The 12664-nt window shown below is 63.8% G+C and carries 8 protein-coding genes and 1 pseudogene; 6 read left to right on the plus strand and 3 right to left on the minus strand.

The features are described 5' to 3' along the window. The 3 genes and pseudogenes from AC1DMA_RS19020 to AC1DMA_RS19030 form a co-directional block, all read right to left on the minus strand. Window positions 1-1877: autotransporter-associated beta strand repeat-containing protein (locus AC1DMA_RS19020; protein WP_478145394.1), on the minus strand; the 1877-nt coding region annotated here is incomplete at its 3' end. Window positions 1878-2336: 459 nt separating this feature from the next. Further along, window positions 2337-2465: pseudogene (locus tag AC1DMA_RS19025) on the minus strand (ESPR-type extended signal peptide-containing protein); the annotation flags it as partial. Window positions 2466-2808: 343 nt separating this feature from the next. Next, complete coding sequence (locus AC1DMA_RS19030) at window positions 2809-3477, minus strand: Crp/Fnr family transcriptional regulator (protein ID WP_478145202.1); 669 nt, start codon at window positions 3475-3477, stop codon at window positions 2809-2811. Window positions 3478-3709: 232 nt separating this feature from the next. Here AC1DMA_RS19030 and AC1DMA_RS19035 point away from each other — a divergent pair, with 232 nt between their 5' ends. From AC1DMA_RS19035 to AC1DMA_RS19060, 6 genes are all read left to right on the plus strand, one after another. Continuing rightward, entirely contained in the window at window positions 3710-5005 is a 1296-nt protein-coding gene (locus tag AC1DMA_RS19035) for an aromatic ring-hydroxylating oxygenase subunit alpha (protein WP_478145203.1), read from the plus strand. Between the two features lie 14 nt (window positions 5006-5019). Beyond that, window positions 5020-5718 carry an aromatic-ring-hydroxylating dioxygenase subunit beta gene (locus AC1DMA_RS19040; protein WP_478145204.1) on the plus strand — a complete coding sequence of 233 codons (699 nt, stop codon included), beginning with the start codon at window positions 5020-5022 and terminating at the stop codon, window positions 5716-5718. A 115-nt stretch (window positions 5719-5833) separates the two neighbouring features. Continuing rightward, the gene (locus AC1DMA_RS19045) at window positions 5834-6880 is read left to right on the plus strand and encodes an AI-2E family transporter (protein ID WP_478145205.1); all 1047 of its coding nucleotides are present in this window, start codon (window positions 5834-5836) and stop codon (window positions 6878-6880) included. 105 nt (window positions 6881-6985) lie between these two features. Next, a complete protein-coding gene (locus tag AC1DMA_RS19050) occupies window positions 6986-8341 on the plus strand; it encodes a tetratricopeptide repeat protein (protein WP_478145206.1) in 1356 nt (451 codons plus the stop codon). A gap of 109 nt (window positions 8342-8450) precedes the next feature. Continuing rightward, window positions 8451-9563, plus strand: a complete 1113-nt coding sequence (locus AC1DMA_RS19055) for an efflux RND transporter periplasmic adaptor subunit (RefSeq protein WP_478145207.1) — start codon at window positions 8451-8453, stop codon at window positions 9561-9563. After that, window positions 9560-12649 (plus strand): efflux RND transporter permease subunit, encoded by a 3090-nt coding sequence (locus tag AC1DMA_RS19060; RefSeq protein WP_478145208.1) that lies wholly within the window; start codon window positions 9560-9562, stop codon window positions 12647-12649. Before AC1DMA_RS19055 ends, AC1DMA_RS19060 begins: the two co-directional genes overlap by 4 nt. Window positions 12650-12664: the final 15 nt, after the last annotated feature.

Consider the following 12664-nt stretch of genomic DNA (forward strand, 5'->3'; position numbering starts at 1 on the left):
TTGGTCTGTGTGCCGATCAGCGCACTGGCCGAGGTCGGCGCGCTCGCACCGAAGCCGGTGATGTTGAGCGTGCCGCCCAGATCAGCCGTCGCCGCCGAGATGACGGGCTGCGCGCTACCGAGCGCGACATCGAGCGTGCTGGTGGCCGCTTGCGTGAATGCACCACCTACGGACAGACTGGAATCGGCGGCGATCTGCGTGGTCGCACCCGCGGCCGTCGTGTAGGCGCCCGTGGTCGTGAAGGCGCCGGCGTGCGCCAGATCGAGAGTGCCGACCGCGACGTTCACGCTGCCTACTGAAGAGCCGGTGCCGGTCAGCGTGGTCGTTCCCGTGCCGGCCTGCGTGAGCGAACCACTGCCGGTGATCGTGCCCGCGAAGGTCAGCGCATCGCTGCGGTTAAATGCCAGCGTGCCGTTGTCCACCACATCGCCAACGATTGAACCGCTGGTGCCGCCATTGCCCAGCTGCAGTGCGCCCGCCGAGATCGTCGTGCCGCCGGTGTAGGTGTTGTCGGCCGTCAGCGTCGTCGTCCCTGCGCCGATCTGGTTGACTGCGCCGGTGCCCGTGATCATGCCCGCAAAAGTCGAGGCATCGCTGCGGTTGAACGACAGCGTGCCGTTGTCCGTAACATTCCCGACGATGCTACCGGTGGCGCCCCCATTCCCCATCTGCAGGGTACCGGCGTTGATCGTCGTGCCACCCGTGTAGGTGCTGTCGCCCGTCAGCGTAGTGGTGCCGAAGCCGATCTGCGTGACGGTCCCGGTGCCGCTGATCGCCCCTGGGAGAGTCCAGGGACCTCCGTGACCCAAAGCCAGCGTGCCGTTATTCGTGACGTCGCCCGCAATCGAGCCGGTGAGGCCACTGACGGTGCCCAGTTGCAGGGTGCCCGCCAAGATCGTCGTGCCACCGGTATAGGTGTTGTTGCCGACGAGCGTCAATGTGCCAGTGCCCTGGTGCGCGACAAACCCGCTGCCGCTGATAGTTCCGGAATAGGTGATGTCGTCGCTATGGTCGAATCCCAGGACGGCGTCGTTGGCAACGTTGCCACTGATGTAGCCGCCGGTGCCGACGCCGCCATCACCCACCAGAAGAACCCCGCCCGTGATCGCCACGTTGTTGGGGAACGGTGTAGGGCCTGTCAGATAGGTCGCCCCATCCGTCTGGAGCAACGTGCGGCTTCCGAAGGTTGCACCTGAGTCCAGAATCAGCGAGTTTGCATTGAACGGGCTCGACAAGGTGACGCCTACTCCGGTGCCTACCAGCGCGCCCGAGATCCGAATCGTCACGAGGCCTGTGGCATCGGACGCGCTCTCGATCGCGCTGCCCTGCTGCAACGATGCGCCGCTTGCGAGTTGCAGTGTTCCTTGCAACACCCGCCAGTTCTGCGCTTGGGAACTGCTGCTTCCAGTGAGTGTCCAGGTGCCCGCTTCCCGCTTCTCGAAGTTCTCGATGGCGCGGTACTGCTGTGTCGGCCCCACGGCGCCGAGATCGAAGCTGCCGTTCCCAGCCCCTGCCAGCGCCAACGTGTCTGTACCTGCGCCCGCATCGACATAGCCTGTGATCACGGAGGTAGGCTCCAGAATGAGCGTGTCCGCGTTGCCGCCGAAGGTGATCGCCGCCCCGCTGACGCCTCCGCCTCCGGAGATCGTGCCGCTGTTGCGGACCGTGTTGACTCCGCTGCTGTTGATCGCGGCGCCGCCGGACAAGTTCTGGATAGCGCCTTCATTCGTGAGATTCAGAACGCCGGCTCCCACCTCGATGGCCGGCACCACGGATGACGCGATCGTGCCTGAGGGCCGGTTATCGATGGTGAATGTGCCTCCGCCTGCGAGGTTGACGGCTGCGCTCGCATTGGCAGATATGTTTCCGTTGTTCATAAGCTGAACATTGGTACCGGCCGCGACACTTTCGATCGCGCTTGATCCAGCAGTTAGCGAAGTCGTAATGATGGAACCGTTGTTAACGAGAGAGTAGTTCCCGGCCGTGCGGATCCCGACGAGGTCCCAACCGTTTTCGAGTGCCTCCGAAATCGTCCCTTCATTGGTAAGGCTCCAACCGGATCCACCGGCAGTGATAACACTAAAGGTCACGTTTCCCGGAACAGTATCGGAGGCGATGAATTGCCCTCCTGAATAGATGATCAAAGAGGAATCGATTCCGGTGAAATTCAGCCATCCCTCGTATATTCCCGAGCCCAGAACGGTGACTGTGCTGCCCGCGCCCGTCACAGTGCATCCGTAATTGACAGGGCTACCAATCGTCCCACCTGTTGCCGACAGACTGCATTGCGCAAACGCCTGAGATATGAACATGGGCGAAAGCACGATCGCGGCGACTGCGATGGACCGCCTCGAGCGCACTGCGCGTTGCGCGCTCTTGGACTTGCCGCGGGCAGTGGTCCGCTCGCTGACGGCGACGCACGTTTGAGAGACCTCATCCCAGATGGAACAAAACACTTGATTCATACGCGTCTCCGCTTCGCCAATTTGGCCGGGGGGGCTCGGGGCGAGCCTCCTAACTCGACTTCTAAGTGGGGCAAAGTGGTGGAGTCAATCTGAACGTTTATGAGTCGCGGCGTGATCGGCCAGTCTCCCCGCCTTGAGACAGAGGCCAATCCGGAGACCATGCTGTCCATTCAAGTTAGCTGGACATCTAAGGACGCGCTCTTGCTTATGCGCGCACTGTTCGAAGAGTCAACGCCTGCTCCAACTCCCCGGTACGTTGCCCGAAGAAGTCCGCAAGCACCGCACCAAAGGCGTCAGCTGTCGACGACCCGGCACCACCAGCTGGAGAACTGGGGCTGAAGCATCAGGCAGCGGGGGGAGCGGCGGCGAGCCGTTCCTCCAGCCGCTGCCGATCGGCCAGCAGCCGTCCGGCGACCATCGTCACAACCTCGAAGCCGAACGCCGGGTTCTGGTAGTACAGCTGCCTGAACGTCGTCTCGTCGATCCGCAGCACGAGGCAATCCGTGGCGCAGCGCGCGGTGAGGGTGCGGCGCTTGTTCGGCGCAAAGAAGGCGATCTCGCCAAACAACCGGCCGGGTTCCATCGTCTCGCCGATCTCGACGAAATCGATGCGGCCCTCGGCAAGAAAATACAGGTGAGTCGCCGCGTCGCCCTTGCGGAACAGCACCTCATGCGCCTTCAGGCGCTGTTTGCGCATGTAGGGTCGAAGCCACACGCCGGACAGGTCGCTCGACTCGGACGCCGCTCGCACACGGCGCGTCAGGCGCACCATCTCCGCCGTCCGATAGATGTTGATGGGCAGCAGCGTGCCGTGCAGCAGCACCATGATCAGCGAAGGATGCAGCGCGCCGTAGATCAGGAAGCCCAGGTTGCCGCCGACCGCCAGGCAGCGCAGCGGGATCATCGTCTTGACGAACGAACTGACGATCACCAGCGCCCCCGCGACAGCGGCCGAGCAGACGGCGATGATGCCCGCCGGGGTCGACAAGCTCGAGCTCAGCGCGGCGGTCACGGAGTCGAACAGTGCAAGCGATGCCGATGCCATGGAGGCTCCTAGAAGGGTCTGCGCCACATTGCCGGAATGATCGCCGAGCATCGCAGGTTCGGGGCCACTGGACAAACAGGTCGTGCGGGTAAATCTGAGACCTTCCTTCCCTCGGCCGGGAGCAAACTGCGCCCAGGAAGCCGCGCGCAAGCCAAAGTCATGGTGCGGCGATCCTCGCCCCAAGAATGAAGGGAAGCCGATGATGAACCTCAATTCGCTGGTCGAACCCGACCGGGTCCACAAGACCGTCTACACCGACCCGGAGATCTTCAATGCCGAAATGGAGAAGATCTGGGAACGCATCTGGGTCTACTGCGGCCATGTGTCGCAGGTGCCGAATCCGGGCGACTACTACGCCGTGACGATCGGCCGTCAGCCGATGATCATGGTCCGCCAGGCCGACGGCTCGGTGCAGGTGCTCTACAACCGATGCCCTCACCGCGGCGTTCAACTGGTGGGCAACCTCAAGGGCAACACCGGCAGCAGCTTTGTCTGTTCGTACCATGCGTGGAGTTTTCATCTTGACGGCAAGGTGCGTGCCATTCCATTGGCGCAGGGCTACGAGGGCACGCGCATGACCCGCGACAACCCCGATTGCAGCGTGAAGCGCGCAGCCCGCGTCGACAGCTACCGCGGCTTCGTCTTTGCGAGTCTGGTCGGCGAAGGGCCATCGCTGGTCGATTTTCTTGGCGAAGCACGAATTGCCTTCGACGACATGTGCGACCGCTCGCCCGTGGGCGAGGTGGAGGTCGTGCCGATCTGCCATCGCGTGATCCAGCAATCGAACTGGAAGTTCTTCATGGAGAACCAGCTCGACGCGCTGCACCCGTCCGTGACGCACCAGTCGACCGGCATCGCCGCCGGCAGGGTCGAGAAGCGCCTCAAGGCCGAGCGGGGTTCCGCGCCGCTTTACTACCACTACCTGTCGACCTTCGCGTCGAGCTTCGACCAGTGGAATTCGGTGCAGACCATCAACTTCCCGCATGGGCACGGCATTCTCAAGGCCTACATGGGATTGCGTCCCCAGGACCCGGACACGCTCGAATACGAGGCGCTGCTCAAGCAAGCCTATGGTGAACAACGCACCGAGGAATACCTTTCCCGCAGCATTCATCATGTGCTGATCTATCCCTACCTGTCGGTGCAATCGCCGCTGCAGCAGTTGCGATGCCTGCGGCCGATCTCGGCGGACAAGACGCTGTCGGAGATCTGGCACTTCCGCCTCAAGGGCGCGCCGGAAGCCATCTACCGCCGCAGCCTCTGGTACTACAACCTCGTGAATTCGCCCGCCACGATGATCAATGCCGATGATCTCGAGAACTGGACGAAAGGCCAATGGGGACTGGGATCGAACGGCGGTGACTGGGTCAGCTTTCATCGCTATTTCGGCGATGACCGGGAGGAGGGCGGCGTGACCTACTCCAACCACGGTACGTCAGAAGCGGTAATGCGCAGCCAGTTTCGTGCATGGTCGGCCTATATGCTGGCCGCATAGCGCAGGAGTACGCCATGAGCACACAGCGCCCACAGGGCACACGAGACCCAGCCATTCCCAACGCCGGCCCCGACTTCGAGCACCTTCTCGCACAGGAGGTCGTGATCGAGGCGACCGCAGGGGAAGCGCACACCGGCGCCCAAGTGATCGCGCCGGATCATTCGCCGCGCATGCCTTCGAATAACAACGCCGCCGCTTTGCCGCGCGCGGGTCTCCTCACCGCTACCGGCGCGAGCGTTGAACTGCAGCGAGAGGTCGAGCAGTTGCTCTACCTGCAATCCGAGCTGCTGGATGGCAAGCACTGGCAGGCATGGATGGACCTGTTCGACGACCGCGGCGTCTACTGGATGCCTGCATCGCCGGAGCAAACCGATTGGGAAGGCTCGCCATCGATCTTTGCCGAAGACAAGCTGATGATGGAAATTCGCAAGGGTCGCGTGTCGCACCCCAATGCGTGGTCGCAGGCGCCGATGTGGGAGACGAGTCATGTCGTCGGCAATGTCGCGCTCGAATCCGTTGACGGCGCGACGATCCAGGTGCGCTCGCGCTTCCAGATGATGGAGTTGCGGCGCGACACCATCCGGCACTTCGGCGGCACCTACCGGCACACGCTGGTGCGCGATGCGGGCGGTGCGCTGCGCATTGCACTGCAGCGCGTGGACCTGTTCAACGGACAGGCACCTTTCGACTACGTGCTGCAGATCTGGGTCTAGCAAGAAGCAAAGAAGCAGCTTTGCCGCGTTTGCGTTGGGGTGGCGGGATGGATCGCGGGCCGCATAAGATCGGCGCGCCGTCGTTTCCGATCCATTCCACGGAGTTGCATTCAAGATGAACCACCGGTTCCAAACGTTCGTGTATGGCACAGCCATTGCGTTGATGATCGGTTGGGTGTTCTACATCGGCCGGGATGTGTTCGTCCCGATCATGTTCAGCGTCTTCGTCGTCTACGTGGTCCTTGGGCTTTCAAGGCTCATCAGCAGAATCCCCCTGCTGGGGCGCGTGCTGCCGCAGACGGCCGTTTCACTCCTGTCGGTGCTGATCATCACTTTCGGCCTGTGCATGGTGGTCTACACGATCCTCGCGAGCAAAGACAGCGTGATCGCCCAGGCACCGCGCTATCAGGAGTCGCTCCTCGCCGGGGTCCAGAAAGTGGCCGTGTTCCTGCGCTTCGAGGGGGAACCCACGTGGACTACGCTGCGACGGGACTTCCTCGCGCAGGTGAGCCTTCAAAGAGTCGTGGGCTCCGCGCTGTCGTCGGTGTCCTCGCTCTTCGCGAGCGTGGGCGTGGTGGCGCTCTATGCCTGTTTTCTGCTGGTCGAGCGGACCCATCTGGACGCGAAGATCGCCGGGATCGCCCGCAGTCCGCAGCATGCGCTGCGCATCAAGCAGGTCATCTCGGACATCAACGCGCGGGTCGGCGCTTATCTGGCGCTCAAGACTTTCCTCGGCGTGCTGCTGGGCGCGCTGAGCTGGGTGGTCATGCGGTACAAGGGACTGGAGTTCGCGCCGTTCTGGGCCGTCACGATCGTGCTGCTCAACTTCGTGCCTTACGTCGGTTCGGTCCTGAGCATCCTGTTGCCGAGCGCCATGGCAATGGCACAGTTCGGCGCGACGGGCGACGTCGTCTCAATTGCACTGTGGCTCACTGTCATCCAGTTCGTGATCGGCAACTTCCTCGACCCGATCGTCATGGGAAGCTCGCTCAATCTGAGCCCCTTTGCCATACTGGTCAGCCTCGCGGTTTGGGTGGCACTCTGGGGTGTTCCCGGTGCGTTTCTTGCCGTGCCGATCACGGCCATGATGACGATCATCTTCTCGGAGTTTTCGGGGACGCGGCCTTTCGCGGTACTGCTGTCGCGCAACGGCAAGCCCTAGCATCCGCGCCTTTCGGCCCCGCGACCGTTCACGTTGCGCATGATGTATACGACGTGTTAAATGCCCTCCACCCGCGAAGAGGTTCGCTGGAGGAGACGTTCGACCATGACCGAGTTTCGTGCCGAGGGTCGCGGCAACGCGCATCCACCGTGGCGCCTTGCCTGCCGGATATGGGTGGCTTCCATCGCCGTGCTGTTCGCGAGCGCCGCGTTCGCGGCCGATCCGGACGTTGCACGCGCTCGGCAGCTCGTGGGCGAGGCCAGGTACCAGGAGGCCTATGACCTGCTCGCGCCCTTCGAAGCCGCTGCTGCGGGCGATGCCGATGTCGGGTATCTGCTTGGCCGCGCCGCACTTGGCCTGCAGCAGGGCGAGAGGGCGAAGGTGCTTTTCGAGCGCAGCCTGGCAACGCGCCCCGACTTTCCGGCGGCGCATCTTGGCTTGGGCCGCGCCTATTCAATGCTTGGGCGCTATGCGGAAGCGAAGATCGAATTCGAGACCGTGCTGCGTTTCGACAACGTGCCGCAAGATGTTCTCTCGCAAGTCCAGATCTATGACCAGGCGGCACGGCAGTCGCTCGACCAGAACGAGGCGCTGACGCACTTCGGCTATGCGGAGACGGGCGTCGGCCAATACCGCGTGAACAACACCGTGGGCACCAACGCGCTCGGCGGCGGCGACCGCCGTGACACCTTCTTCAACGCGCGGGCGGGCGGCGGTGTGAACTACGCCCTGGACAAGGGCTATTCGGTCGACGGCACGCTGGACTATCGCTACCGCAACTACGACAACTCCAACAGCAGGAACGACTCCGACCTGCGGTGGAACCTGGCCGGCAGCAAGTCCTTCGGCGAAAACAATCTCGCCGCCGGCTTCAGGGGCCGCACCAGCTATCGCGGCGATGGCGACTACCGCAACGATGTGTCCATCTACACCAACTACCGCATGCGCTACGACCCGGACAATCAGTTCAACGTCGGGGCGGACATCCGCCGGCGGCGTTACCCGGAAGGTCCTTTGCGCGACTTGAGCCGCACCACCGCGCTCGTTTCCGCGGGCTGGGTCCGCTCGTTCATGGAGGGAGACGGAAGTCTGTCGGTGACCGGGCACGCAGGCCGCAACTACGCAACGAGCCGGCCCGACGGCGATTCGGACGTCTTCGGTGCGACCGTGGCGCTGGACTTCACCGTCAGCAGCAAGCTCGCTTGGGGCACATTCCTGTGGTGGGAGCGAGATCAGTTCAATGCCGACAACATCGAGCACTTTCACCCGGACACGCTCGACAACACCGTGCTCCTGCGTCGCCGCGACAACCTGTACGAAGTCGGCGCTTATCTGGTCTGGGACTTCGCGCCGAGTTGGTCGCTGCGGCCGGAGATTCTCTGGATCCGCGACCAGAGCAACTCGATCGGCTTCAACTACAGCTCGACCGAATACTGGATCAACGTGCGCAAGAGCTTCTAGCTGCCTTGTGTCGACTTGACAAACATTCGAGTGCCCCGGATGCTGACTCAAGCACTCGCAGGTCCGCCTGCAGTTGTCGGTCTCAACCGCATCCATAGGACGTCACCTCGTGCCAGCGAAATTCGCATTTCAAGACCTTGGTCGCATCCCTGGAACGACGACGTTCCTCTCACTCACCGCATTGCTCCTGTTGTCCGCGTGCAAGCGCGCCGAGGAGGCGCCAGCCCCGGAGATCCGGCCAGTGCGCGTGATGAAGATAGAGACGCGGGTCGCAGGCGACACGGTCACCCTGACGGGCAGCGTCCAGGCGCAGACCGAGATCAACCAGTCGTTCCGCATCGACGGAAGGCTCATCGAGCGCCGGGTCGAGGTCGGTGATCTCGTCAAGCCCGGTCAGCTTCTGGCACGCCTCGATCCGCTGAACGAGGAAACAGCCCTGCAGGCGGCGCGCTCGCAGTTGGCGGCAGCGCAGGCGCAGAACGTCGAAGCCCGTACCCAACAGGGGCGACTGCGCGATTTGCTCAAGGAAAACGCGGTGTCACGCGCCTCTTTCGACCAGGCCGATGCGTTGTTCAAGGTCACGCAGTCGCAAGTCGAGACGGCGCAATCGCAAGTGACGCTGGCGCAGAACAGGGTGAACTACACACGCCTCAGTGCCGATGTCGCGGGCGTGGTGACAGCCCGGGGCCCGGAGCCCGGCGAAGTGGTGCAAGCAGGCCGGATGGTCGTCCAGGTCGCGCGGGAAGGCGCACGCGACGCGGTCTTCGACGTGCCTGCGGCGGTGAAGAACAGTGCGCCTTCGAATCCCTCCATCACAGTTTGGCTGACCAGCGACCCGAGCACCACGGCCACAGGCCAGGTGCGCGAAGTGTCGCCGCGTGCCGATCCCGTGACGGGCACTTTCAGTGTCAGAGTCCGGCTCGTCAACCCGCCTGCGGCGATGCGGCTGGGCTCGACGGTCACCGGGCGCATGAAGCTCGACACGGCACCGGCGATCGATATCCCTGCATCGGCCTTGAATCGTTCCGGCAAGAGCGCTTCGGTGTGGGTGGTGGACTCGAAGACCGGCACCGTCTCGGCGCGCCCGATCGAGGTCCGCGCTTATGACGCGGCGCGCGTCCAGGTCACGTCCGGCCTGTCGCCGGGCGACCTCGTCGTCACCGCGGGCGTGCAGGCACTGCGGCCGGGGCAGCAGGTCCGCATGCTCGAGGCCACGCAGTGATCGGCCCGAATCTGTCGGAGTGGGCGCTTTCCAAGCGCTCGCTGGTGCTGTTCCTGATGATCATCGCGGTCGTGGCCGGAACGCTGTCGTTCCTTCGCCTCGGCCGCGGCGAAGATCCGGCATTCACTTTTCGCACGATGGTCGTGGCCGCCGGTTGGCCGGGCGCGTCTGTCGATGAAACCATCAAGCAGGTCACCGAGCGGCTCGAACGCACGCTGCAGGAGACCAACCACCTCGACCGCATCCGCAGCTACACGGTCGCTGGCCAGACGACGATCTTCGTCGACCTGAAGCAGTCGACGCCGCCCGCCGAGGTGCCGGACGTCTGGTACCAGGTGCGCAGGAACATCGGCGACATGCGGCAGACGCTGCCCTCGGGCGTGGTGGGCCCTTTCTTCAACGACGACTTCGGCAGCACCTTCGGGATCATCTACGCGTTCACGGCCGATGGCTTTACGTTCCGCGAACTGCGCGACTACGTCGAAGCGGCGCGATCGCGTTTGCTCCAGGTTCCGGACGTCTCCAAGATCGAAGTGCTCGGTGCGCAGGACGAGCAGATCTACATCGAGTTCTCGACCGAACGCCTCGCCGGGCTGCGGCTCGACTATCCAACGATCGTCAACGCGCTGCAGGCGCAGAACGTGATCCGGCCGGCCGGCACCATCCAGACCGAGCAGGAGCGCGTCTTCGTGCGCGTGACCGGCTCCTTTGACTCCGAGCGCGACATCGAGGCCGTCAATCTCGTGCTCGGCAATCGCATGATCCGGCTGGGAGACATCGCCACCGTGCGGCGCGGCTTCGTCGATCCGCCGCAGCCGATGTTCAGGGTCAACGGCAAGCCCGCGATCGGCCTGGCCATCGCGATGCGCGACGCGGGCGACATCCTCGCGCTCGGACGCAACATCAAGCACGAGATGGACGACATCACGGCCAACCTGCCGCACGGCATCGAGCCGACGCTGGTTGCCGACCAGGCCGTGACGGTCGACGTCGCGATCAACGACTTCATGGCCTCCTTGTGGCAGGCGATCATCATCATTCTGGTGTGCAGCTTCGTGAGCCTGGGCGTGCGGCCCGGCGCGGTGGTTGCGTTGTCGATTCCGCTGACGCTGGCGGTCGTGTTCGCAATCATGGATCTCCTGCACATCGACCTGCACCGGGTCTCGCTGGGGGCGCTGATCATTGCGCTGACGCTGTTGGTGGACGATGCGATGACCACGGTGGACGCGATGATCAACCGGCTCGCCGCGGGCGACACCAAGGACCAGGCCGCGACCTTCGCGTACAAGACTCTCGCAGCGCCGATGCTGGTCGGCACGCTGGTCTCCATATCGAGCTTCGTGCCGATCGGCTTTGCGCGGAGCTCGGCGGGCGAATACACGTTCTCGATCTTTGCGGTCGTCGCCATTGCGCTTCTGGTGTCGTGGCTCGGTGCCGTGATCTTTTCGCCGCTGGTGGGCAAGGCGATCCTCAAGGCTCCCAAGCGGGACACCGCGCCGGCCAAGCCGGGCAAGATGCTGGTGCTCTACGGGCGCTTCCTTGAGGCAGCGATTCGCGCGAGGTGGATCACCATCGCGGTCACGCTGGCAGCTTTCGTGGCCACCATCTTTCTGCTTCGCCTGGTACCGCAGCAGTTCTTTCCGGCATCGGACCGGCCCGAGCTGACCATCGACATGACCTTGCGGCAGAACGCGTCGATTCATGCGACCGAGGCGCAAGCCGAACGCTTCGAGGCGCTGCTCAAGGACGATCCGGACGTGGACCACTTCAGCACCTACGTCGGGCGTGGTGCCGTCCGCTTCATCCTCACGCTCAACGTGCAGTTGGCCAACCCCTTCTTCGCGCAGTTCGTGGTGGTCGCCAAGGACATCGACGCGCGCGACAGGCTCCAGAACAAGCTGGAGAAGGCGCTGGCGGAGCAGTTTCCCGACGTGGTCGCTCGCGTGTCGCCGCTCGAACTCGGCCCGCCGGTGGGATGGCCCCTGCAATACCGGGTGAGCGGCCCCGACCAGAACGAGGTGCGCAAGCACGCGCTCGAGTTCGCCGAAATCCTCGGGTCCGACGCGCGTGTTCGGCACGTCAACTTCGACTGGATGGAGCCGGCGCGCCAAGTCAAGGTGCGCATCAATCAGGACGAGGCGCGGCAGCTCGGTGTCAGCACCGCGACCTTGTCGGGCATCCTCAACGCAGCGATCACCGGATCGGCCGTGACGCAGGTGCGCGATGACATCTACCTCGTCAACGTGGTGGCCCGCGCGACGGATGAACAGCGGGTGTCCTTCCAGACCTTGAGTTCGCTGCAGGTGCCGACGCCCACGGGCCGGATGGTGCCTCTGAGCCAGTTCGCCACCTTCACCGAAGAGCAAGAGTTGCCGCTCATCTGGCGGCGCGACCGTGTGCCGACGCTCACCGTGCGCGCGGACGTCCTGCACGGCGTGTTGCCTGACACCGTGGTCGAAACGCTGGCGCCGCGGATCAAGGAATTCAACGCGAAGCTGCCGAGGGGCTACAGGGTGGAGACCGGCGGCCTCTTCGAGGAAAGCGCCGCGTCGAGCGCATCGGTGTTTGCCGTGGTGCCCTTGATGATCGTGCTCATGCTCGTGAGCATGATGCTCTTGCTGGTGAGCTTCCGGCGCTTGGCGATGGTGGTCTGCATCATGCCGCTGGGGCTCATCGGCGTGGTCATCACACTGCTGATCTTCAACCGCCCGCTGGGCTTTGTCGCGATCCTGGGCATCCTGGCGCTGATCGGCATGATCGCGAAGAACGCCGTGATTCTCATCGTGCAGATCGAGACTTACCGCTCCGAGGGGCAGAGCGTCTACGACGCCGTGGTCGCCGCGGGCACCTCGCGATTGCGGCCGATGATGCTGACTTCGATCTCGACCGTGCTGGGCCTCATACCGATCGCGCCGACTGTGTTCTGGGGTTCGATGGCCTTTGCCATCATGGGCGGCCTGCTGGTGGCGACGCTGCTGACGCTGGTGTTCCTGCCGACGGTGTACGTGGCGGTATTCGGCAAGGAAAAGCCGACGCCACTGGACGAGCCCGCCGAGCCCGCGAACCCCATTGCCGAGACCGCCTGATCGCCGGAGGCTTTG

The sequence above is a fragment of the Variovorax sp. 05N34 genome, from assembly GCF_056397405.1.